22 protein-coding genes and 1 pseudogene are annotated in these 23,199 nt (G+C 67.7%); 4 read left to right on the top strand and 19 right to left on the bottom strand.

Annotated elements, in window-relative coordinates; genetic code table 11:
* The 5 genes from GY812_17310 to GY812_17330 all read right to left on the bottom strand — a co-directional run.
* A partial coding sequence (locus GY812_17310) for a prolipoprotein diacylglyceryl transferase (protein MCP4437239.1) occupies positions 1-985 on the bottom strand: 985 nt, incomplete at its 3' end.
* 7 nt (positions 986-992) lie between these two features.
* Positions 993-1,736, bottom strand: a complete 744-nt coding sequence (locus GY812_17315; protein ID MCP4437240.1) for a hypothetical protein — start codon at positions 1,734-1,736, stop codon at positions 993-995.
* Between the two features lie 52 nt (positions 1,737-1,788).
* Positions 1,789-2,229, bottom strand: a complete 441-nt coding sequence (locus tag GY812_17320) for a hypothetical protein (protein MCP4437241.1) — start codon at positions 2,227-2,229, stop codon at positions 1,789-1,791.
* 1 nt (position 2,230) lies between these two features.
* The gene (locus tag GY812_17325; GenBank protein ID MCP4437242.1) at positions 2,231-2,710 is read right to left on the bottom strand and encodes a CarD family transcriptional regulator; all 480 of its coding nucleotides are present in this window, start codon (positions 2,708-2,710) and stop codon (positions 2,231-2,233) included.
* A 107-nt stretch (positions 2,711-2,817) separates the two neighbouring features.
* The gene (locus tag GY812_17330; protein MCP4437243.1) at positions 2,818-3,258 is read right to left on the bottom strand and encodes a hypothetical protein; all 441 of its coding nucleotides are present in this window, start codon (positions 3,256-3,258) and stop codon (positions 2,818-2,820) included.
* Between the two features lie 49 nt (positions 3,259-3,307).
* On the opposite strand from GY812_17330, the gene GY812_17335 reads away from it, so the two are divergent.
* Together GY812_17335 and GY812_17340 are read left to right on the top strand one after the other, a co-directional pair.
* Positions 3,308-4,321 (top strand): zinc-dependent alcohol dehydrogenase family protein, encoded by a 1,014-nt coding sequence (locus tag GY812_17335; protein ID MCP4437244.1) that lies wholly within the window; start codon positions 3,308-3,310, stop codon positions 4,319-4,321.
* A 51-nt stretch (positions 4,322-4,372) separates the two neighbouring features.
* The gene (locus GY812_17340) at positions 4,373-5,752 is read left to right on the top strand and encodes an aspartate aminotransferase family protein (GenBank protein ID MCP4437245.1); all 1,380 of its coding nucleotides are present in this window, start codon (positions 4,373-4,375) and stop codon (positions 5,750-5,752) included.
* 17 nt (positions 5,753-5,769) lie between these two features.
* Here the strand turns inward: GY812_17340 and GY812_17345 are convergent.
* A pseudogene (locus tag GY812_17345) lies at positions 5,770-8,514 on the bottom strand (vitamin B12-dependent ribonucleotide reductase).
* A 445-nt stretch (positions 8,515-8,959) separates the two neighbouring features.
* Between GY812_17345 and GY812_17350 the strand changes: the two are divergent.
* Positions 8,960-9,706, top strand: a complete 747-nt coding sequence (locus GY812_17350; protein MCP4437246.1) for a hypothetical protein — start codon at positions 8,960-8,962, stop codon at positions 9,704-9,706.
* A gap of 1 nt (position 9,707) precedes the next feature.
* Here GY812_17350 and nrdR read toward each other — a convergent pair whose 3' ends face one another.
* Both nrdR and GY812_17360 read right to left on the bottom strand, forming a co-directional pair.
* Positions 9,708-10,172: a transcriptional repressor NrdR gene (nrdR, locus tag GY812_17355; protein MCP4437247.1), complete on the bottom strand. Its 465-nt coding sequence runs from the start codon at positions 10,170-10,172 to the stop codon at positions 9,708-9,710.
* Between the two features lie 28 nt (positions 10,173-10,200).
* Positions 10,201-10,593, bottom strand: coding sequence for a hypothetical protein (locus GY812_17360; protein MCP4437248.1), 393 nt, complete (start codon positions 10,591-10,593; stop codon positions 10,201-10,203).
* Between the two features lie 253 nt (positions 10,594-10,846).
* Here GY812_17360 and lexA point away from each other — a divergent pair, with 253 nt between their 5' ends.
* Positions 10,847-11,512 (top strand): transcriptional repressor LexA, encoded by a 666-nt coding sequence (gene lexA, locus GY812_17365; GenBank protein MCP4437249.1) that lies wholly within the window; start codon positions 10,847-10,849, stop codon positions 11,510-11,512.
* Between the two features lie 25 nt (positions 11,513-11,537).
* Here lexA and GY812_17370 read toward each other — a convergent pair whose 3' ends face one another.
* From GY812_17370 to GY812_17420, 11 genes are all read right to left on the bottom strand, one after another.
* Positions 11,538-12,653 (bottom strand): 2,3,4,5-tetrahydropyridine-2,6-dicarboxylate N-succinyltransferase, encoded by a 1,116-nt coding sequence (locus GY812_17370; GenBank protein MCP4437250.1) that lies wholly within the window; start codon positions 12,651-12,653, stop codon positions 11,538-11,540.
* Positions 12,654-12,745: 92 nt separating this feature from the next.
* Positions 12,746-13,816, bottom strand: a complete 1,071-nt coding sequence (locus tag GY812_17375) for a succinyl-diaminopimelate desuccinylase (GenBank protein ID MCP4437251.1) — start codon at positions 13,814-13,816, stop codon at positions 12,746-12,748.
* Between the two features lie 13 nt (positions 13,817-13,829).
* The gene (locus GY812_17380) at positions 13,830-14,669 is read right to left on the bottom strand and encodes a hypothetical protein (protein ID MCP4437252.1); all 840 of its coding nucleotides are present in this window, start codon (positions 14,667-14,669) and stop codon (positions 13,830-13,832) included.
* Positions 14,670-14,713: 44 nt separating this feature from the next.
* Positions 14,714-15,889: an aminotransferase class I/II-fold pyridoxal phosphate-dependent enzyme gene (locus GY812_17385; protein MCP4437253.1), complete on the bottom strand. Its 1,176-nt coding sequence runs from the start codon at positions 15,887-15,889 to the stop codon at positions 14,714-14,716.
* Entirely contained in the window at positions 15,886-17,265 is a 1,380-nt protein-coding gene (hflX, locus tag GY812_17390; GenBank protein ID MCP4437254.1) for a GTPase HflX, read from the bottom strand. The genes GY812_17385 and hflX overlap by 4 nt, the downstream gene beginning before the upstream one ends.
* Positions 17,262-18,068, bottom strand: coding sequence for a diaminopimelate epimerase (dapF, locus tag GY812_17395; GenBank protein MCP4437255.1), 807 nt, complete (start codon positions 18,066-18,068; stop codon positions 17,262-17,264). Before dapF ends, hflX begins: the two co-directional genes overlap by 4 nt.
* On the bottom strand, positions 18,065-19,081 hold the full coding sequence (gene miaA / locus GY812_17400) for a tRNA (adenosine(37)-N6)-dimethylallyltransferase MiaA (GenBank protein ID MCP4437256.1): 1,017 nt from the start codon (positions 19,079-19,081) through the stop codon (positions 18,065-18,067). The genes dapF and miaA overlap by 4 nt, the downstream gene beginning before the upstream one ends.
* Complete coding sequence (locus GY812_17405) at positions 19,078-19,680, bottom strand: hypothetical protein (protein ID MCP4437257.1); 603 nt, start codon at positions 19,678-19,680, stop codon at positions 19,078-19,080. The genes miaA and GY812_17405 overlap by 4 nt, the downstream gene beginning before the upstream one ends.
* A 29-nt stretch (positions 19,681-19,709) precedes the next feature.
* A complete protein-coding gene (gene miaB, locus GY812_17410; protein ID MCP4437258.1) occupies positions 19,710-21,170 on the bottom strand; it encodes a tRNA (N6-isopentenyl adenosine(37)-C2)-methylthiotransferase MiaB in 1,461 nt (486 codons plus the stop codon).
* 277 nt (positions 21,171-21,447) lie between these two features.
* The gene (recA, locus tag GY812_17415; GenBank protein ID MCP4437259.1) at positions 21,448-22,533 is read right to left on the bottom strand and encodes a recombinase RecA; all 1,086 of its coding nucleotides are present in this window, start codon (positions 22,531-22,533) and stop codon (positions 21,448-21,450) included.
* Positions 22,534-22,707: 174 nt separating this feature from the next.
* Positions 22,708-23,187: a hypothetical protein gene (locus GY812_17420; GenBank protein MCP4437260.1), complete on the bottom strand. Its 480-nt coding sequence runs from the start codon at positions 23,185-23,187 to the stop codon at positions 22,708-22,710.
* Positions 23,188-23,199 lie beyond the last annotated feature (12 nt).

Genomic DNA, 23,199 nt, shown 5'->3' on the forward strand with positions numbered 1-23,199 from the left:
ACCCAGCGTCACCGTCGGACCCAGCGTCACCGTCGGACCCAGCGTCACCGTCGGACCCAGCGTCACCGTCGGACTCGGCGTCACCGTCCGATTGCGGCTCGGCGACGGGCGAGTGGGCGGTCTGCTCGGCGAAGATCTCCCTGAGCGAATCACCCTGACGCAGTCGATCGTTGGCCGCCTTGTCGACCGGACCGCCACCCCAGAACAGCCACACCAGCCCGGCGAGGATGATCACGATCGACATCCAGATGTTGACCCTCAGGCCGAACAACATCGTGGCCGAGTCGATGCGGAGAGCCTCGACCCATAGCCGCCCGAGCCCGTAGCCCGCGACGTACACGGCGAACCAGCGGCCCGGCTTGAGCACGTAGCGGTTGCTACCCCAGATGATGAACCCGGCAAGGCCGAGGTTCCAGAGGCCTTCGTAGAGGAATGTCGGGTGAAAGGTGGCCTGGCCGGCATAATCGGGCGTGTTGGCCTGGACGACGGCACCGTCGACCTCCAGCGCCCACGGCAGGTCGCTCGGGCGGCCGTAGAGCTCCTGGTTGAAGTAGTTGCCGAGACGGCCGATCGCCTGTGCCAGGGGCAGCGCCGGCGCCGCAGCGTCGGTCAGTCGGCGCCACGACGGAACCCGCCTGTTGGCAACGATGATGCCGACAGCGGCGCCGAGCAGCACGCCCCCAGGGATGCCGAGGCCGCCCGACCAGATCTTGAGGGCATCGAGTGGGCGGTCTGCGTAGAGCGTGTTCCAGTCGGTTATGACGTGGTAGATCCGGGCGCCGATCAGCCCTGCTGGCACCGCCCAGATGGCGACGGTGATGACGTCGTCCTCGTCGCCACCCCAGTTTGTCCAGCGGCGCTGGGTCACGAAGACCGCCACCAGCACTCCGAGGGCGATCATCAGGCCGTAGAGCCTGAAGGGCCCCAGGGAGTCCGACGGCGGCGCCGGAATCGATGCGATCAACTGGGCAGCAAGAGGAGTCACGGTTACCTCAACCGCCCTCGCCCCCTGTGGGCCGGCCGACGGTTGTAGTGGTGATATTGCCAGCTTCGCCGGGCAGGTCCTGACCAGAATCGGATTCACCCTCCAGACCCTGGACTTCCTGGTCGCCTGGCAGGTCGAATCCGAACCACGTGAACGCGGTGTCGGGCAGGCACACGTCGGTGTACTCGAGCAGCGACTGGGCGAGAGCACCTTCCTCATCCAGCGGATCGGTTGCGGAGCCCAGCATCAAGTTGTCGATCACCTGGGGGGCCATGCCCATCTCGTCGAGCCCGCGCGCCATGCACAGGGCTTCGTCAGGGGTCATGTGGCCGCCGCCCATGAACAGCGACGCGAGCATCTCGGTGGAGTTGATGCAGCTCATGAACAGCGACGACACCGACGACCGCTCCTCGGGGGTGAGTGCAACGTCGTTGAGGCCTGCGCCGGTGCGTCCGGGTTCGTAGCCGACGTCCGAGAGGCGTTTGCCGTGGTTGGCAACGATCTTCTCGGCTGCGCAACGGGCCTCGCTCGTGGGCGGCACCCACAGGTCGAGATCCACATCTGCGTTGGTGAAATCGTAGACAAGGCCCTCGATCAGAAGCTCCGGAGGCACCTCGCCGGTTTCGGGGAACACCGGCGGTCCGGCGAGGGCGGCCTCGCCCGAGGCCTCGCCGAAGTTGTCGCGGTTCTGGGGGATGCACGCGGAGGCACCCAACGCTGCAACGGCAGCGAGGGCGACCAGTACAGGCACACGAACTCCAAACACTCACTCAAAGGTACCGTCGCACCGCCGGCTGCCCGAATCAGTTGCCGGGGTGGTCTCTCAGCACCCGTTCCCAGGCATCAGGGGCCATCGTCAGCGCGTTGTCAGCCACCTTGTGGCCACTGCGATCGACCAGTGCCTCGTCACCGGCTACCGGATCGGCGGCCTTGGCGCCACCGGTGACACGCAACACCACGAGGCCACGCCCGAGGGTGCGGCGTTGCACCGCGGCGGCGCGCTCGTCGGCACAGACGACCGTGTCCGCCCAGCGCTGCTCGCGGCGGAGCTGCGTGACCGCCGCCAGCGAACCGGTCGCCGGCGCCAGGGTCGGAACCACGGCATCAAGACCCCCGGTTCGGCCGGGGCCGAGCGCGACGGTGCGGACCTCGACGCCGAGTCGACTCAACCCGTCGTGCAGGTCGAGCATGTAGAGGCCCCGGTCGTCTCGGTCGGTGTGCGAAAGGACGAACAGGACTCGCAAGTCAGCTCAGGCGGGCCTCGACCTCGCCCAGTGCGTCGTCTTCCTCGACGTCGAGGGCAAAGCTGAGCTCGGACACGAGAACGGACCGGGCCTTGACGAACATCGACTTCTCACCGGCCGAAAGGCCCTTGGCCTGGTCGCGCAGCGACAGGTTCCGTACGACTTCAGCGACCTGGTACACGTCGCCCGACTTCAGCTTCTCCTGGTGGTTCTTGAAGCGACGGCTCCAGTTGGCGGGCTCGCGGATGTCCCGCTTGGCCAGCAACTCGAAGAGGTCCTCGACCTCGTCCTTGCCGATGGGTGGACGCATGCCCACGTCGTCGGCCTTGGACACGGGCACCGAGAGGGTCAGCTCTCCGTGGGCCATCTCGAGCACCAGGTACTCGTCCTTCTCACCGTTGACGACGCGCTTCTCGCGCCTCACGATGATTGCCGCCCCATGGTGGGGATAAACAACTCGGTCATTGACCTTGTAGTCCACCGCGATTCCTCACATCCCTCGAGTCCACCGAAGTCGCCAGAACCGCATGTTGCCGTCCCGCCGACCGATCCACGATAGCAGACCACGCGCCGGAGCCGGAAAGCCCCTCAGAGTGTTTGTTCTGCCGGCTGCACCAGCTCCATGACCAGGCCCTCGGGGCTGCGGCCGTACACCATGCGCCGGCCACTCGAATCCGTGACGGGTTCGGCCCAGAACGTCATGCCGGCGCCGCCCAGACGCTGCACTTCCTCGCCCAAATCATCCACCTCGAAGGCCATGTGGGTGTAGCCGAGCCGGTGGACGGGCTCGGGAACCCTGCCGGGATCCGGCGTGGAGAACTCGAACAGCTCGAGGCCTGTCCCGTGGCCGTCCATGAGCGCCGCCCGGGCGGCCGACTCGGGCAACCCGATGAGTTTGTTGACCGCCTCGATGCCTTCCGGCCACTCCCAGCGGCGCGTTTCGGTGAAGCCCAGCAGGCTCCAGAAAGCCACCGACGCATCGAGGTCGGCAGTCGAGATGGCCGTGTGCATGACCCGCCGGATACCCATCGGGCAAGTATGCAGCCTGCATGGGGCCCGGTCAGGCACTATGGCTGCCATGCAGGCCGCCGTGCTCCGTCACCCGGGCCCTGACCTCCGCTCAGCGATGGGTGCAGCCGAGGTTTCCCGGCCCGAACCCGCCCGGGGCGAACTGCTGATCGACGTGGAGGCCTGCGGCGTGTGCCGCACCGACCTGCAGCTGTGCAGCGGCGACCTGGGGGCGCACGCACTGCCAGTTGTGCCCGGCCACCAGATCGTGGGCCGGGTCGCAGCGCAGGGTGAGCCGGCCGGGGACGAGCCGATGGCCCCGGTCGGCACGCGCGTGGGGGTGACCTGGCTGGCCGGCGCCTGCGGCGACTGCAGGTTCTGCATGACGGGCCGCGAGAACCTGTGTCTGAGCGCGACGTTCACTGGCTGGGACCGGGACGGCGGCTATGCGGAGTACGTGTGCGCGGATGCGGCATTCGTGCATCCGCTGCCCGAGCGAGCGGGCGCGACCGAGATCGCTCCCCTGCTCTGTGCCGGGGTCATCGGTTACCGCTCACTTCGGGTCGCCGGCCTCGGCCCCGGCAGCGCACCCGGAAGGCTCGGGCTGTTCGGCTTCGGTGCTTCGGCCTCGATCGTGATCCAGGTCGCGAAGCACTGGGGCCTCGAGGTCTACGTGTGCACCCGTTCGCCCGCCGAGCAGTCCGTGGCCATGGAGCTGGGAGCTGTGTGGGCGGGCGGTTTCGATGAGACCCCGCCGGTGGCGCTGGATGCGGCAATCACCACCGCGCCGGTCGGCCGGTCGATCTCCAACGCCGTTCGGGCGCTCGATCGCGGCGGGATCGTGGCGGTCAATGCGATCCACCTCGATGAGGTGCCGCGGATGGACTACGACGACCTCTGGTGGGAGCGCCAGATCCGAAGTGTCGCCAACGTGACACGCCGGGACTCGAGGGAGTTCCTCGAGCTGGCGACGTCGATTCCCGTCACGACGATCCGTGTCGAACGCCCTCTCGCGGAGGCGGTCGACGCACTCGAGGACCTTGCGGCTGGAAAGGTCGACGGCTCCGTGGTGCTCACACCCTGAGACGGGCGCGCAGGGTCCGCCGTACAGAACCCCAGCCCTGCCATATTCGAGATGGTGCACTGGCCGGAGCAAGCGATCGACGGGCTCGCCCAATCGGTGGTCAGCCACGCCCTCGACCGGCTCTCGGACCCGGACCCCGAACTGGGGATCTCCGTGGATGCCACCGACATCGCCGACATGGCGGGCAACTCGATCAGTCCGGAGGGGATCGGCGGCGACGAGGCATTCCGTCTGTTCGCAGAAGTGATCGAACCGTCCTGTCTGGCTGTGGACCATCCGCGGTTCTTCTCGTTCATCCCTGCGGCCCCTACCCGGTCTTCGCTGCTGGCCGACCTGCTGTTGAGCTCCACACGGATCTACGGCGGATCGTGGATGGAGGGCGCAGGAGCCGTGTACGTGGAGAACCAGGTACTGCGCTGGATAGCGGACCTCTGTGGGCTGCCCGAAGCGGCAGGCGGCGTGTTCGTGCCGGGAGGCACCAATGGAAACCTGAGTTCGATGATTGCCGCGCGCTACGCATGGCGACAGCGCGGGGCCGGCCGCCACGACGCCGTGCGCGGAGTGATCATCTCGAGCGACTCTGTGCATGCCTCGGTCCCACAGGCAGCGCGGGCCATGGACTGCGAGATGGTCTGTGTGCCCGGGGACGACGCGGGAAGGCTGTGCCGCGAGACCCTGCAGCGTGTGCTGCGAGCGCTCGGCAACGACCGCGATCGGGTCTTCGCCGTGGTGGCCACGGCGGGTACCACCAACGCGGGTGTGATCGATGACCTCGATGCGGCGGCGGACGCAGCCGACGATCTCGGGTGCTGGCTGCACGTCGACGGTGCCTACGGACTCGCTGCGGTCTGCTCCGAGCAGTCACGCGGCCTGTTCGCGGGCGTGGAGCGCGCCGACAGCCTCATCGTGGATCCGCACAAGTGGCTGTTCGGCCCGTTCGACAGCTGTGCGTTGCTCTACCGCGACCCTGCGATCGCACGTGCGGCGCACACCCAGCGCGCCGACTACCTCGAGGTGCTCCAGTCCACCGACGACCAAGGCACCCCGGGATGGAACCCGAGCGACTATGCCCACCACCTGTCGCGGCGCCCCCGTGGCCTGCCGCTGTGGTTCAGCCTCGCCTCGCACGGCACCACTGCATACGCCGAGGCGATCGAGACGACGCTGGCCGTGGCCCGCGAGGGTGCCGAGCTGATCCGTTCGGCAAGCCACCTGGAACTGTTGCTGGAGCCCGACCTGACAGTGCTGGTCTTCCGCCGCAGGGGCTGGACACATGCCAACTACGTGTCGTGGGCCCGCGAGGTCATGGAGGAAGGCACTGCCGTCGTGCTGCCGACCCAGTGGAAGGGCGAGACAGCGCTACGCATGTGCATCGTCAATCCCGACACCACGATCGGCGACATCAAGGTGGTGGTGGACCGCCTGCTCTGAGCCGGGGGCGTGGTGGTTCAGGAGCAGCCGCTGGTGGTGCCGCACTCTCTGCACACGTAGCAGGAGCCCGCGCGCGACATCGCCACGCCACACGACATGCACATCGGGGCATCGCTCTGCGCCCTGTTGCGTTTGGGCGTGGGCGTGGGCGGGTCCGCCGGCAGGTCGTGGCCCTGCACGTTCTCGACGCCCGCCGTGTCAGTTCCCGGGAGCGTGGGTTGGGTGCGCTCCGAGGTGCCCAGCACTCCCATCGCCTCGCGGGTCTCATAGGGCAGGTAGTCGAGCGCGAGGCGGCGGAACAGGTAGTCGATGAGGCTGTTGGCGATCCGCACATCGGGATCGTCGGTCATCCCTGCGGGCTCGAAACGCATCCCGACGAACGCCCCCACGAAGGACTCGAGCGGCACTCCGTACTGCAGGCCGTGGCTCACGGATATGGCAAAGGCATCCATGATTCCGGCGAGTGTGGATCCCTGCTTCGACACGTTGATGAACAACTCGCCGGGTCGGCCGTCGTCGTACTCCCCCACCGTCACGAAGCCCTTGCAGTCGGCGACGCGGAACTCCATCGTGCGCGATGACCGCGCCCGCGGAAGCCGCTCGCGCACCGGCTGGGCGTGCGGTGAGGCATCGGTGACCGCCGAGGCCTGATCGGCAGGCGATTCGGTAGCGGCACGCCCGAGGTTGAGCGGCTGGGAGACCTTGCAGTTGTCGCGGTACAGCGCAACGCACTTGAGCCCGGAACGCCAGGCTTCAACAAGCAGGTCCTCGATCTCTTCGGCCGTGGTGGCCTCGGGGAGGTTGACGGTCTTCGACATCGCCCCGGAGAAGAACGGCTGGATTGCCGCCATCATCCGCAAGTGCCCGCCATGGCTGATCACGGCACCCGACTCGATGTCGTCGCCGAAGGCACAGGCGAAGACGGGCAGGTGTGCGGGGTCCAGGTCGGGCGCGCCGAGCATCGTGTGCTCCCGGGCCACGAAGGCCTCGATCGCGGTGACAGCCTGCTCGCCATAGCCAAGGCGCCGCAGAGCCCTCGGCACAGTGCCGTTGACGGATTCGATCGTGCCCCCGCCGACCAGCTTCTTGTGCTTCACCAGCGCCAACTCGGGCTCTATGCCGGTGGTATCCGCATCCATCATGAACGAGATGGTGCCGGTGGGTGCCGCCACGGAGAGCTCCGCGTTTCGTGCGCCACTGACCTTGATCGACTCGTTGGCCTGTTCCCACAGAGCCACCAACCACTGATTGAGGTCGGGCTGGCCCTCGACCGCATCGACCTTGCGCGCTGCCTCGAGGTGCATGCCGTAGACCCCCCGCCAGGCCGGGGAATCATCGTGGTACAGCGGAGCCGGCGCGATGGATGCTGCCAGTTCGGTGGACCGCACGGCCGCGGCACCCGTGAGGATTCCGGTCACCGTGGCAGCCCAGGCCCGGCCGTCCTCGGAGTCATAGGCGAGGCCCAGCGCCACCAGCGATGCGCCCAGGCTCGTCTAGCCGATCCCCCCGCCGCGGGCGCGTCGGGCCTGCTCGGTGATCGCCGGCGTCGGGTACTCCGAAGCGCCGACGAGGATGTCCTGCGCGGTGACAATGATGCGAACGGTGTGGACGAATCCCTCGACGTCGAAGGCGCCATCGTCGTCGATGAACTTCAGGAGGTTGATCGATGCGAGGTTGCACGCGCTGTTGGCCAGACGCAGGTGTTCCGAGCAGGGGTTGCTGGCATCGATCGAACCCGCCGACGGGGTGGTGTTCCAGCGGTTGATCGTGGTGTCGAACTGCACTCCGGGGTCAGCACACTCCCATGCCGCCCCGGCGATCTGGGACAGGATCGAACGCGCCGGCACCCGGTCGACCACAGATGAGTCGGTGCGCGCGGTCAGTTCCCACTCGCCGTCGGCAAGCACAGCCTCCATGAACTCGTCGGTGAGGCGCACCGAGTTGTTGGCGTTCTGGTATTGCACCGAATAGGCGTCAGCGCCGTCGAGGTCCATGTCGAAGCCGGCATCGGCGAGGACCCGCGCCTTGCGTTCCTCGACCGCCTTGCACCAGATGAACTCCTCGATGTCGGGGTGGTCGGCATCGAGGATCACCATCTTGGCCGCCCGCCTGGTGGTCCCTCCCGACTTGATGGTGCCGGCGGAAGCATCGGCGCCGCGCATGAAGCTGACGGGCCCCGAGGGAACGCCACCGGAGGCGAGTCGCTCGCGCGACGACCGGATCCGCGAGAGGTTGGCTCCCGCGCCCGAGCCGCCCTTGAAGATCAGTCCTTCCTCGGCGTACCAGTTGAGGATCGAGGGGAGGTCGTCGTCCACATCGAGGATGAAGCAGGCGGCGGCCTGCTGGCGTGCTCCAGGCACACCGATGTTGAACCAGACCGGGGAGTTGAATGAGGCGAACTGGTTGACCAGCAGGTACCTGAGTTCGTCCGCGAACACATCGACATCGGCCTCGGTGAGGCTGTCGGCCTCGAGGCCCCAGGCTGCGATTGCGCCCACGACACGGTCGATGACCTGACGCAGGGAGGACTCGCGCTGGGAGTCGGGGCCCCGGAAGTACTTCTGGGCGACGATGTTGGATGCGGTCACCGACCACGACGCCGGAAACTCGACGCCGAGCTGTTCGAAGGCGACCGAGTCGTCACGGTGATCCACGATGCGGGCATCGCGGAGCTCCCACACGACATCGTCGTATGGCGACCGGCCTTCGGAGGTGAACCTCCGGGTGAGGTCGGTCGCGCTGGCATGTCCGGTTGCACTCACCGTCGGGCACTCCTTTTCGCCGCGCCAGGTGGGCGCATCTCGTAACAACAACAGCGGACGCGGGCAACCGGGTGGGAGCCGACCGTTCGGGCGGCGGGAAGCCCGGTCGGAGGCCCAACCCCCAGGAGGGACGAGCAAGCAGTCGCGTCGCTCGCTCCAACCACCATTCCGGTCACCCGCGTCGCGCCGTTGCACGATGACGCTACGGGAGCAGACCTGTGGGCTGAAAGGGGAACAGTGTGTGGATTTCTGTGGATACCGGCCCGCGACGGACTACCAAAGCGACTCGTCCGACCACTGGGCGTGCGAATCCCGCCGATCAGTACGGTGTACTTGACACTCTCAGTCACAACAGCAAGGAACATCGCATCATTTCGGCATGTTCCACCGTCCACACGCTCGGGAGAACCCTGTGGACAAGAAATTCTCCGGTACCGTGGCCGAAATGCAGCAGCTGCAGCCTTCCGGCGAGTCATTCGAAACGCCCGCTTCCATGCTCGAGATGCTCGATTCCGACCGGCCGGAGCCACCGGAGGGCAGGCCATCGGTGAGCACCAACATGGTCATGAGCCTCGACGGCGCCTACAGCCTGGACGGCACCTCGGGTGGACTCAGTTCCCCCACGGACCACGCGCTCTTCATCGCCCAGCGCTCTCTGGCGGACTACATCATCGTGGGAGCATCCACGGTTCGCGCCGAGATGTACCGCCGCCCGAGCGTGACCGACGAGGCGGCTCGCATACGGGCCCTGCGTGGCCAGGATCCCGTTCCGCGGATCGTGATCACCTCGCGCAGCCTCGAGCTGCCCGACGACGTACCGCTGTTGCACGGTGACCCGCCGGCGCCGATCATGGCGCACCCGGCCAGTTCTGATCCGGACAACGCCCCGCAGGGTGTGGAACTGCTCACCGCGGGCGAATCCGGCGTGGACTTCGAGCTCCTGTTGGAGATGCTCGGCCAGCGGGGGGCTCGCCACGTTGTGTGCGAGGGCGGCCCCGGCGTGCTCGGCCAACTGGCCGGCGCCGACCTGATCGACGAGTACCTGCTCACACTGTCGCCCCACCTGGTGGGCGGCGACCGGGTCGGCCTGCTGTCTCATGCCCAGGGCCCCGAGAGCCCGTACGAACTGCACAGGACCATGCGAGACGGCGACTACCTGATGCTCAGCTACCGCCGGGCGGCCGGCACCTGAATCAACCTGCTTCGCCTCGCCGTTCGTCGAGCAGGCGCAGCTCTGCTTCGAAGTCCTCGGGGCCCTCGAAAGACTTGTAGACCGACGCGAAACGCACTGCTGCAACGCTGTCGAGGGGCCGCAGGCCCTCGAGCAGGAGCGCTCCGATGCGAGCCGACTCCACCTCGCCGCCGAGCAGACGGATGTTGTCCTCGACCTGGGAGACCAGCTCGGCGATTGCTTCCGAGTCGACCGGTCGACCCTTGCATGCTGCGCGAACCCCGAGTTCCAGCTTGGAACGCTCGAGCGGCTCCCTGCGGCCATCGCGCTTGACGACCAGCAGCGGCGCCTCCTCGACGCGCTCGAACGTGGTGAAGCGGGAGCCACACACCTCACACATCCGGCGCCTGCGGATCGCTGCGCCCTCGTCGGCAGAACGCGAGTCGACAACACGGTTGTCGACGGAACCACACGATGGACACTGCACGGCGGGAACGCTACCCCGCCCGCGCACCTCACGATTGCAGCAGAGGCAGCGCGACCACGTCACCGAGGTCGACGTCGGTGATGCCGCCGTTGAGGGCGGAGACCCTCTCGATCGCCTCTTGGGCCGGCATGGCGGGGGCCCACTGGCTGGCGATCGACCAGAGAGTGTCGCCCGGGCCGACCACATGGTGCTCACCCGAGGCGACCGGGAGCTCCGTTGTAGCGTCGACACCCCCGATAGCCTGGATTCCAACGCCGGCCAGCAGGGTCAAGATTGCGGCGGCCAGCACGGCCCTTGGCTGGATCTGGTGCCTGATAGAGCTGCGCCCCGCCCGCCGTGGGGCCGACTGCAGGCGACGGGGCCTGCTGCCGGTGCCCCTGGCGGGGGTGTCGTGTGTCGGGATCTCGATGATTGCTGCCATGTGGACCATTCTCCGCGAGGGGTGTGACATCGAATCCGGGGCCACGGGACCTGGGCCGGGCGACCGGAGCGAACAGTCGTTCGACACGAAGCCTGCCCGAACGTCCGTTCGAGGTCAAGCATTCTTTCGAACAGATGTTCCGCCACTTCCGGCCCGCGAAGTGGTATGTTCGCAAACACCTGTTCGATGCCCCACCCGCACCGGCTGCTCCAACCCTTTTCGCCGGCCACCGAACACCGACCCGGGAGGACGAATGTCTCCGAATGCAAGCTCCGATGGCAACGAGCCCGTCGACCGCACCCTCACCCAACGCCAGCGCGACGTACTCAACTGCATAGATGAAACGATCCGCGAGCGGGGCTACCCGCCATCGGTGCGCGAGATCGGCGAGGCAGTGGGCCTTGCCTCACCTTCCACGGTGCACAGCCACCTGCACACGCTGCAGCGCCTCGGCTACCTGCGACGCGACCCGACCAAGCCCCGAGCGATCGAGGTCACCGCCGACCCCGACAGCGGTGCCACGGCCGAACGCCGCCCCACCCGCCACGTCCCACTCGTCGGTGACGTCGCTGCGGGTACCGGTGTTCTGGCCCAGGAACAGGTCGAGGAACTGGTGCCGCTACCTGCCGACCTCACCGGCGATGGCGAGCTGTTCATGCTGCGTGTGCGCGGAGACTCCATGATCGACGCCGGCATCCTCGACGGCGACTTCGTGGTAGCCAGGGTTCAGGACGTCGTTCGCACCGGTGACGTGGTCGTCGCCGGCATCCCGGGCGAGGAAGCCACGGTGAAGACCTACCGCAAGGACGGTCGCGATGTGATTCTCGAACCGGCAAACGCACAGCTCGAGCCGATGCACTTCGCTTCGGGCGATGTCGAGGTGTTCGGCAAGGTCGTCACGGTCTTGCGCAAGCTCTGAGCGCCGGCGTTCACCGGCCCGCCCGCTACTGGTTGGCGTGCAGTTCCTCGTTGAGCCCCTCTGACCAGGTGCCTTCACGAGGCAGCGCTTCCACGGTGCCCGTTGCCGAGTTGCGCCTGAACAACAAGCCCGCCTGCCCACTCAACTCCGCAGCCTTGGTGGTGGAACCGTCAGCCATGAGAACCCGTGTGCCGGCAGTGACGTAGAGCCCCGCCTCCACGATGCAGCCGTCTCCCAGCGAGATGCCGATCCCGGCGTTGGCCCCCACGAGGCATTGTTCGCCCACGCGAATGACTTCCTTGCCCCCGCCGGACAGGGTTCCCATGATCGAGGCACCGCCGCCCACATCGGAGTCAGCGCCGACCACTACACCGGCGCTGATACGACCCTCCACCATCGATGCCCCGAGCGTGCCTGCGTTGAAGTTCACGAACCCCTCGTGCATCACCGTGGTCCCCTCTGCGAGATGGGCACCCAGGCGCACCCGTGACGCGTCGGCGACCCTCACCCCGGTCGGGATCACGTAGTCGAGCATCCGCGGGAACTTGTCGACACCGTTGACCACGAGCGTCGAGCCGGTTGCGAGCACCTCGCGCTGAGCTGCGGCGAATGACGGCACGTCACAAGGTCCCTCGGATGTCCAGACCACGTTGGCCAGCAGGCCGAACAACCCCTCGAGGTTGATCGTGTTGGGGGCGACCGCACGACTCGACAGCAGGTGGAGACGCAGGTAGGCGTCGTGGATGTCCACAGGCGCGGAACCCAGGTCGGCGATGAAGGTGACCACAGGCACCTTGTGGGTGGGCAGCGGCCCGCTGTCGATCGACTCGTTGCCCCCAAGTCCGGCGGTGAACGCCTGAAGCGCCGCGAGGTTGGGGTGGTCCCCGGCATCATCGATCATCGGAGCGCAGCGCGCCAGTACCTCCGCGAGGTCCCCGGGCGAGAGGCGGGCGGTGCCGCCCGTCCCGTCGTGGCGGATCGCATCGGCGAGTATCGCCGCGGAACCGAGGTTGTCCTGATGGTTGACCGTGGCATACCAGGTGTCGAGCACGGAACCGTCGGAGTCGGCAACCGTGGCCAGCCCAAGGCCGAAGGCCACCGGCTCGGCGTATCCGTCACGGCTGCGCAGCGCGCCCACCATTTCCATGAACTCGTCGCGGTTGGTCGGTCGATTCTCAGTCACGGGGCGCACAATACGGCAAGTGCCCGCAGCGGCCCCACACGGCTGCAGGCTCAGAATCCGGCCGTTATGGCGCTGTGGAGCGCCTGGAAGGCTCGCTCGATGCTCGACCGCTCCAGGTGCTCCTCCGCTGTGTGCGCCAGCGTCGCATCGCCCGGCCCGAGGTTGATGGCCGGAACCCCGAGATCTGCAAAGCGCGCCACGTCGGTCCATCCCAGCTTGGCGCGGACCTCGAGGGCACTTCGCTCGATCATCTGTGCCACGAACGGGTGGTCGACAGCCGGCATCGCGGAATTCGCCACGTCCAGCACTTCGATGCCGTCGGAGGGCTCCAGGAACTCACCGACGAACTCCCGCACGGACAATTCTGCTGCCGCTGCGTCGCGGTCTGGGGCAAAGCGGTAGGCGACGTCGACGATCACTTCGTCGGGTACCACGTTGCCCGCTACTCCCCCGCTGACCGAAACCGCCTGGAGTGCCTCGTGGTACCTACAGCCGAGGATCTCGGGTTGGCGGGGCTCGTGGGCGTCCATGGCGGCCAGCAACGATCCCAGACGGTGGATGGCATTGCGACCCATCCATGCACGCGCCGTATGCGCACGCTCGCCGCGAAATGCCAGGCGCAACCTCACAGAGCCCTGGCATCCTGCTTCGACATCGCCGCCGGTGGGCTCCCCCAGGACCGCGACATCGCCTTCGAGAAGGTCAGGCCGTTCGCGCACGATCTCACCGAGTCCACTGTGGTGGGCCGCGACTTCCTCGCGGGCGTAGAACACATATGTGCAGTCGACCGGCGGCTCGACGTGCAGCCGTGCCAGTTCCAGCATCACGGCCAGGCCACCCTTCATGTCGGCTGAACCGAGACCCCACAGCGTGTCACCCTCGATGCGTGCGGTCTGGTTGCCGTTTGCAGGCACGGTGTCGGTGTGGCCACCCAGCACCACCCGGGAGGACCGGCCGAGATGCGTGCGGGCCACCACGTTGTCGCCCAGCCGCTCGGTCACCAGATGGTCCATGGCCGACAACTCGGCCTCGATGAGAGCCACGAGCTCGCCTTCGTGGTGGCTTTCCGAGCGCACGTCGACGAGTTCGCCGGTGCGCGCCAACAAGTCGACCTGCATCACGGGCCCAGTTCAGTCAGCTCTGCGGAGGTGGTGGAGTTCCACCACCTCCGAAAGAAGGCGGTTCGGTCGGGGGCTGTGCCGGCGGTGCACCCGGGGCTGGATCGCCCCATCCGCCACCCTGGCCGGGGGGCGGGGGCGGAGCTGCCGGGGGTTGGCCCTGCGGGGGCGCCTGACCGGGCTGCGGCGGAGGCGGCGGGGGCGCCTGACCGGGCTGCGGGGGTGCCGGCGGGGGCACAGCGCCGGCACCCGGCACCGGTGGCACATACCCGCCTGGAGCGCCGTACTGACCCGGAGGGGGACCCTGATTGCGCTTCTTCCAGCTGCTGCGCTGAACCAGCCCGACGATCAACAAGATGATGGCGATCAGCATGAACAGCCCACCGCCCAGGCCTGACAGCGCTGCGAAGGCAAGGCCGCCCGCTCCGTCGGCAAGGAAGCTGGGCGCTGTCACCGCGATGAACGATCCGCCCCCGGCGGTCCCGCAGGTGATGCGGTAGTCGGCGCCTGCCTGGGTGTCGAAGAGGAGATAGCCGGCAAGGTCGAGTCCGTCGACCTCCACGCTGGTGCCGGGGCCAAATGACTCATAGCCCTCGAAACGAATCGGGCCGGCCGGTCCTTCACCGGTGCAGGCGGCTTCGGCCGTCACGAGAACGATTCCGCGGTCATCGGTCGCTGTGAACTCGGCAGTTTCGCCCATGGAGCGCGCCGCGTTGGTTATGTCGTCGACCCAGTCGACCAGGTCACCGATGAAGGGGATCGTGGTGGCGGCCGCAAAGGCACAGCCACCGAGTCCGAGCACGAAGAAGATCAGCGCTGCGATCAGCGCACCCTTGGGCTTGTTTGCGCCGGCCATGTGGGCCTCCCTGGGTCTGGGTTGGTGGTTCCAGTATCGCCCCGTCAGCCCGAATCCGGGCGGATATCGGGTGTTTGGACACCGGCACGACGTGCCACGAGGTCGAGTGCCCTCTGCGGCTGCACCATCGCAAGGCGCACCAGGCCGGCGCCTGCGGGGCCGTAGAACTCACCGGGGCTTGCGACCACACCCAGCTCGGTGGCCAGGCGGCGGGCCAGGGCCCAAGCGTCACGGTGCGGCGCGGGCACCCAGAGGTAGAAGCCTCCGCCGGGCATCGGGGCATCGATTCCCATCGAGTCGAGGATTGCGGACATCCGTTCCAGCCGGGCGAGGTAGCGGCCGCGCTGCAAGGCCACGTGCTCGACGTCGCCAAGAGCCGCCACACCTGCTGCCTGTGCCGGCCCCGGAACCATGAACCCGGCGTGCTTGCGCACTTCGGACAGGTAGGTCACGAGGTCGGGGTCACCTGCATAGAAGCCGACTCTCAGGCCGGCCAGATTCGACCGCTTGGACAGCGAGTGCACAGCCACCACACCCTCGGTGCCGTGCTCGAGGATCGTCCTGCCGGGTGGCTGCCCCTCCACAGCAGACGAACCCGCCCAGGTGAACTCCACGTAGCACTCGTCCGAGAACACCGGCACGCCGTTGGCCCGACCCCATGCGGCAGCGGCCGCAAGGTCATCGAGCCCGCCGGCAGGATTGCCGGGAGTGTTCACCCACAGGCACAAGGCCCGGGCCGCATCGTTGGCGCTGATCGCATCGAGGTCGATCCGCCACTGGTCGTCCACCGGCACCGCGACAGCGCGACAGCCGGCAAGGGTGGCACCCATCGCGTATGACGGATAGCTGACCGCCGGGTAGAGCACCGTGTCGCGCTGCGGGGTGCGCAGGTGCAACCAATGGGGCAGGCCCGCCACGAACTCCTTGGTGCCGACACACGCGGCCAGGTGTGCAGTGCCCACCTCGACGCCGAACCGACGCATGAACCACGCGGAGACCGCCTCACGGAGTGCCGGCGTTCCGATCGACGGCGGGTAACCGCGCTCCGAATCCGACTCGGCCAGCGCGGTCACGACGGCCGGCGCAGGCTCATCGAACGGGGTGCCGATCGAGAGGTCGACCGCTCCGCCATCCAGTCGACCGGCCACCTCGTGAAGCTCACCGAGGCGGTCATAGGGGTAGGCAGGGGGCACGAAGCCACCGATCGGCTGGCCTGTCACGTGTCCTCGCCATCGCCGACCACGAAGTCGTCGTAGCGGCTCACCTGTTCCGATGGCAGCCTTGCGGTCAGCAGCATCGACTCGTCGCCGGGTTGCTCATCGAGAACCTCACCGCCACGATGCACCGCGGCCAACACGTCGCCACGGTCCCAAGGCACATCCAGCACGACCGTGGGCATCCGGGCCCGCAGTCGGTCGCCGATGCGGCCGAGCAGCGCATCGATTCCCTTGCCCGACGATGCCGACACCGCGACCGACGGCGGATTCGCAGCGGCCAGACGTCCGGGCTCATCCGACTGGTCGGCCTTGTTGAATACGACGAGCTCGGGCACCTCGGCGCCACCTATCTCTGAGACCACCTCATGGACCGCTTCGATGTTTCCCATCGGGTCCGGCCCGGAACCGTCGACCACGTGCACGAGCAGATCGGCTTCGAGCACCACGTCGAGCGTGGTCTTGAACGCCTCGACGAGTTGGTGGGGAAGCTTCGCCACGAAGCCGACTGTGTCTGTCATCACGATGTTCTCACCGCCGGGCAGGGAGAGCTTCCGGGTCGTGGCATCGAGAGTTGCGAAGAGCCTGTCCTCGACCAGTACATCGGCATGGGTGAGCCTGTTGAGCAACGTGGACTTGCCGGCGTTGGTGTAGCCCACGATCACCACATGGGGCACCTGGCTGCGCTGACGGCTGCGCCGCTGGGTCTCGCGGTGGCGGCCGATTCCAACCAGGTCCGCCTCGAGCTTGTGGATCTGTCGCTCGATGCGCCGCCGGTCGATCTCGAACTGTGTCTCACCAGGCCCACGCCTGGCCCCGATGCCACCGGCCTGCTGTGAGAGCGACAGCCCCTTGCCGCGCAGGCGGGGCAACCGGTATCGGAACAGCGCCAACTGCACCTGGGCACGACCCTCCTGACTGTGGGCGTTCTGGGCGAATATGTCGAGGATCACCGCCGTGCGGTCGATCGCCGAACGGCCCAGCGCACGCTCCAGGTTGGCCTGCTGGGCCGGGGTCAACTCGTCGTCGAACACCACCGTGTCGCAGTCCGTGGCCTCGGCTAGCCGGTGGATCTCCTCGACCTTGCCGCGGCCGACGTAGGTGGCCGGGTCAGGTGAATCGCGGCGCTGCACCACGCGACCGACTTCATCAGCACCGGCCGTGTCGACCAGGAGTGCCAGTTCGTCTAGCGACGCGTCAACGGCGTCGCCGTCGTGCGGCGGCAGGTCGACGCCGACGAGCAGGATCCGCTCGCGGAAAGTCCGCTCGATGAACGCCGAACTCTCACCGCCGAACTCGCCGAACGCGCCGCGGTGCGATTCGTCGCCGTTGGCGTCGCGGTGGTGAATCTGGGCCTTTGGTGGCGGATGCGGTTTGGTCACGGGACGCTCACCTCCGCCACGAACGTCGACGGTCCGACGAGGTGGGCGTGGCCGTCGATCACTTCGACCTCGGCTGCACCCCCGGGCATCTCGACTCGCACCCGGCCGCCCACCAGGCCCCAGTCGAGCGCAGCGACAGCCGCCGCCGTCGCACCCGACCCACAGGCCATGGTGACCCCGGCGCCTCGTTCCCACACCGCCAGTTCGAGTGAGTCGGCTCCGAGCGGCCTGATGAAGTGGACGTTGATCCCCTCTGGATAGTCCGACTCCAGCGACGGCCCGTCCACCGCCAGGTCGACCGCCGATGGTTCATCCACCAGCAACACCAGGTGCGGGTTTCCGACGTCGATGGTCGCCATTCGCCGCGCCGGATAGGCGCGGGTTGCCTCGGCGAGCGGTGGTCCCTCACCGGGTCGGCCCATGTCGACGTCGGTCCGCATCTCGCTTTCGGGATCGCCCCGCTCGACGGTGAGCTCGCGAAGGCCTCCGGCAGACTCGATGGTGAGCGCGGCACCGGGCTGCACCACGCCGCCGCGGGCGCGAAGGATGGCCTGGCCGAGGCACCGGATCCCGTTGCCGGAGATCTCCGCTTCGGACCCGTCGGAGTTGAGCAGAACCATGGCCGCGTCGTGGGACGTGTCCGATGGCGACAACGCGAAGACCAGGCCGTCGGCACCGATGCCGGTATGGCGGTCACAGAGCCGACGTGCCAGGTCTGGCTGTGGTTCCAGACCGGGGTTGTCGGCTTCGAGCGCCACGAGGAAGTCGTTGCCGAGACCGTGCAGTTTGGCGAGCTTGGTCACACGCCCTCCTTCGGCTCGGCAGTGGTGGGCCCGCCCGCAACCGTAGCTACCGACCCCCGCCGCTCCGCGGTGCATTTCCGCCACAGCGAATCGATCCGGCCGGCCACGGCAGCCACCTCACCCGCGCCCCCGAGCGGCGGCTCGAACCACTGGATTCGAGGGTCCCGCCCGAACCAGCGCATCTGGCGCACCGCGAAGCGCCGTGTGCGGATGCGGGCGGTCCCCAGGGCCTCGTCTTCGCTCACCTCACCGCGCAGGAACGAGAGGAGCTCTCGGTAGCCGAGCGCGGCTGCGGCCGTGCGCGACAGCGAGTCGCCGAGTTCGTGGAGCACCCGCGCCTCCTGCAGGAATCCCGCCTCCATCTGGGCGTCGTAGCGGCGGTTGATCCGCTGTGTCAGCTCCTCGCGATCGGGGCGCAGGCCTGTGAGCACGAACGGGGTCGGGCCGTAGCTGTCGAGCCGCTTGCCGTGGGTGGAGAATGGCTTCCCGCTGCCGAGAGTCACCTCTAGGGCACGGATGATCCGGCGGCGGTTGCCCTGCGGTATCCGTTCCAGCGCCTCGGGGTCGAGCGATGCCAGCCGCTCCTGCAGCGCAGTCGTATCGGGTTCGGCATCCAGTTGCGCTGCGATGGCGGGGAACTGCGGCGGCGGGTCGAACTCGTCCACCATCGCCTGCGCATACAGGCCGGTGCCTCCGAGCAGCAGCGCTGATGCCCCGCGCGACTCGATGCCTTCGAGGGCCTCCCGCGCGGCGCCGAGGAACATGCCCAGGCTGGACTCGTCGGTCGGTTCGGCCACATCAATCATGTGGTGGCGCACCCGGGCCTGCTGCTCTGCGGTGGGCTTGGCGGTGCCGATGTCCATGCCCCGGTACACCTGCATCGAATCACAGCTCAGGATCTCGGTGGCCGTGCCCGACTCGTTGCGCATCTCTGCAAGGGCCAGGCCCACATCGGTCTTGCCCGAAGCCGTGGGCCCCACGAGTGCGAGATGACGGCCCGGCTGGCGGGTCACGCAGACTCCCCCGTAGCCGTGGTCCGCCGCACTGTCGCCGCCGTTCCGGTCAACTGTCCTGCGAGGGACCACCAGTCCAGACGGCGCGGGTCGGGGCGGGTGCCGTAGCGGTCGAACAGCACCGGCACCAGCATCGGGCCGAGCGTGGACGCCACCGCCGTCGCCGCATGTGCGAGGTCGCGGTGCGGGTCGGCAAGCGCCGCATGCCACTCGCTGAATCCCACGGGACGCCCCTGCGCGCAGCGCAGTGTGGTGGGTCCCGGCGATCCGTGGGTCACCACCACGTCGCCCGGGGGCAGCTCGCCGAGGTTGTCGGCTACCTCCGTCAGGACCTCGAGCAGGCGCTCGGGGGCCATGTGCGCGTAGGCGGGATCGAGTGTCGGCTCCGGATTCGCGTCGAGGTGGCGATGCGCGGCGGCCACCGTGTCGGCCATGCTGAGCCGGTCGAGGTCCGAGGCTGCACCATCAAGCGAATGGATGATCTGCAGCCCGTCGGCCACCAGACCCGTAACTTCCTGCGGGTCGATCCGGTAGGCAGGGTCATCGGCGGGAAGGGTCGCCGCCGGATCCGGCTCCGGATCGATACCGGCGCTCTTCAACTGCCCCGCGAGAGCGGCCGACAATGGGCTCACGCGGATGCCACCGGGATGCGCACCCGGTGGGCCGGCTCCGAGAGCTGCTCGCGGTACTCACCGAGCAGGTGGGTCGTGGAGGCCTCGGTGATCTCCACAGACACGTACGACCCGGCCCGAAGCGGCGAAGGCGGCTCGAAGTGCACGAGCCGGTTGTGGCGCGTGCGGCCGGTGAGCCTCGACGGATTCCGCTTCGAGGGCCCTTCGACCAGCACCTCTTCTGTGAATCCGACGCGGGCTTCGTTGCCCATCCGACTGCTGCGCTCCACCACGGCACGAAGCCTGGCCATGCGCTCAACCGCCACGTCGCGAGCAACGGGCGGGGCATCGCTCTCGGCAGCCTCCGTGCCCGGTCGCGCTGAGAACACGAACGTATAGGCGTTGTCATAGCGGGCCTCTGCAGCCACCTCCAGCGTGGCCCCGAAGTCGGCTTCGGTCTCACCTGGAAAGCCGACGATGATGTCGGTCGTGACAGCCAGATCATCCACGCCCTTGCGTGCCGCGGCGAGCCGTTCGAGGTAGCGCTCGGCGGTGTAGCCGCGATGCATGGCGGCCAGGACCGAGTCACTGCCGGACTGCAACGGCAGGTGCAGGTGCTCGCACACGGACTCGTTGTCCGCCATGGCGGTGATCGTCTCCGGACGCAGGTCCTTCGGGTGCGGGCTCGTGAAACGCACCCTGCGGATGCCGTCGACGGCGCTGACCGAAGCGAGGAGGTCCGCGAACAGTGGCCGCGCCCGCCGCTCGCCGTCGGCCCAGACAGAGCCGGCGGCAGCCGCGGCCTCAGGTGCCCCGGCCGTTCGCAGCGCCAGGGTGAGGTCGCGACCGTAGGAGTTGACGTTCTGGCCGAGCAGGGTCACTTCGGTGACACCTTCAGCGGCAGCGCGCCTCACCTCGGCAACCACGTCTTCGAACGAACGGCTCACTTCCGGACCGCGGACCGCGGGCACGATGCAGAATGCGCAGTTGTTGTCACAGCCCACCTGGATGGTCACCCATGCCGCCCAGGGGTCTTCGCGCACAACCGGGAGCGCCGAGGGGAACGACTCGTTGTCGGCCGCCACTGTCTCCTCGAGGATCTCCACCAACGCCCTGCCGCTGTCACGGTGTTCCGCCAGCAGCTCGGCGGCCCGACCCACGTTGTGGGTGCCGAACACCACATCCACGTGCGGTGCGCGCTCCACGAGCGACTCGCGGTCCTTTTGGGCCAGGCAGCCGCCGACCATGATCTCCATGCCCGGCCGGGACTCCTTGAGTGACTTGAGGTGCCCCAGGGTGCCGTAGAGCTTGGTGTCGGCGCCCTCGCGGATGCAGCAGGTGTTGAGCACCACCACGTCTGCGTCAGCTTCGCTGGAGGCGCGCTCGTAGCCGTCGGCCTCCATGAGGCCCGCGATCCGCTCGGAGTCGTGTTCGTTCATCTGGCACCCGAAGGTGCGCACGAGATAGCGCTTCGTCACTGCGAACAGGGTAAGGCCCAGGAGGTTTCAGCAGGAACCGACGGATCAGGGCGCTCCCGTGCCGGATCGAGTTGTGAGCCGGTGGCGACCGGGCCGTCGGGGACCATCCACGGCACGGTCACGGCCCACGAGGACTGATTCCTCGGGAGCCGCTCCGTTCTACCGCTTTCAGGTCCACCGACGCCCGCACATGGCTATCCATAGCGGCCGACTGGCCGCTGGAAACCGGTACCGGAGTACCGGGTGGAGCCGGGGGAAGCCGGGCCGGCTGGGTCGATCAGTCGAGAGTGATGGGCAGGTCGTCGGGATCAACGACCTCCCCGGTCTCTGGATCGACCGTGGCCGGCGCCTCGTCATCGTTCGGCACGATGCCGACTTCCTTGAGGATCTTGTCCTGGACCTCGACCATGATTTCCATGTGCTCCGAGATGAACGCCTTGGAGTTCTCACGGCCCTGGCCGAGCTGTTCGCCCTCGTAGGTGTACCAGGCACCCGACTTCTTGATGATGTCGAGCTCGACGCCCAGGTCGAGCAGGGAACCTTCGCGCGAGATCCCCTTGCCGTACATGATGTCGAACTCGGCCTGGCGGAACGGCGCCGACACCTTGTTCTTCACGACCTTCACCCTGGTGCGGTTGCCGACAACTTCGACGCCGTCCTTGATGGCCTCGATGCGGCGGATGTCGAGGCGCACCGAGCTGTAGAACTTGAGCGCCCGCCCACCCGGCGTGGTCTCAGGTGAGCCGAACATGACACCGATCTTCTCGCGGAGCTGGTTGATGAAGACACAGATGGTCTTGGTCTTGTTGAGGCTGCCGGTGAGCTTTCGCAGCGCCTGGGACATCAGGCGGGCCTGCAGGCCGACATGACTGTCGCCCATCTCGCCCTCGATCTCAGCACGGGGCGTGAGCGCCGCCACCGAGTCGATGACGACGACATCGAGCGCACCGGAACGCACGAGCATGTCGCAGATCTCGAGCGCCTGTTCGCCGGTGTCGGGCTGGGAGATCAGGAGCTCGTCGACATCGACGCCGATGGCTGCTGCGTAGACAGGGTCCATCGCGTGCTCGGCGTCGATGTAGGCACAAGTGCCGCCGTTGCGCTGAGCCTCGGCCACCACGTGCATGGCGAGGGTGGACTTGCCCGATGACTCCGGGCCATAGATCTCGGTGACACGACCGCGGGGCAGGCCACCGATGCCCAGTGCCACATCGAGCGCCAGAGCGCCCGTGGAGACCGACTCCACCGACATGGTGCCCTTGTCGCTCATCTTCATGACCGAGCCCTTGCCGAACTGCTTCTCGATCTGGCCGAGCGCCATGTCGAGTGCCTTGGCTGCGTCGTCTTTTGCCTCTCGTGCCATGCTGCAGATCCCTTCTCTGGCCCCCTGTGGGGGTGGTCGATTGCGTGACCCAGAACCTATGGAGGGGGTGTGACACGCATCCGGCGCCCTGCGCCGTTGACAGCACTGTAGTTACGAACGGGTGTTCGACTCAAGCATTTCGGTGATCGAACACCACACGGATCGAACGGTCCATCAACCAATCGGGTAGTGCGCGACCACTTCGTGGATCGCTCCCCCGGGGTCGGTGACCGAGGAGACGAGGTCAACCCGCGCCGGATTCCAGTCCAGCGCCGCTGTTGGAGTCCCCGACACGTCGGGCAACCAGCGCAGATTCGACTTGCCACGTGGCCGACCGACTGTGAGGTGCCCCTGGAACCCCCGGGGATCCGGCGGTTCCCCGACGCTGTGCGTGCGCTCGCACAGCGCGGAAGCCAGTTCGTCCAAGCCGTCGACGTCGCACACCAACGCCCGGCCGAGCACGCGCGGCACCGGGTGCAACCTGGCGGTGCATCCAGGCAGGTCGAATCCTTCCAGGGCGTCCGAGACGTCGGCCTCGTCGGCTTGGCCGAAGAAGCGAAGCGTCACGTGCCATTGCTGTTCGGACAACCAGCGAAACTGCGGTGGGGCACCACCGTGCAGCTGCTCGAGCCGCCCGGCCAGAGAAGCCAACACCTCGGTCGACGG

This window comes from Actinomycetes bacterium (assembly GCA_024222295.1).
GTDB lineage: Bacteria > Actinomycetota > Acidimicrobiia > Acidimicrobiales > Microtrichaceae > JAAEPF01.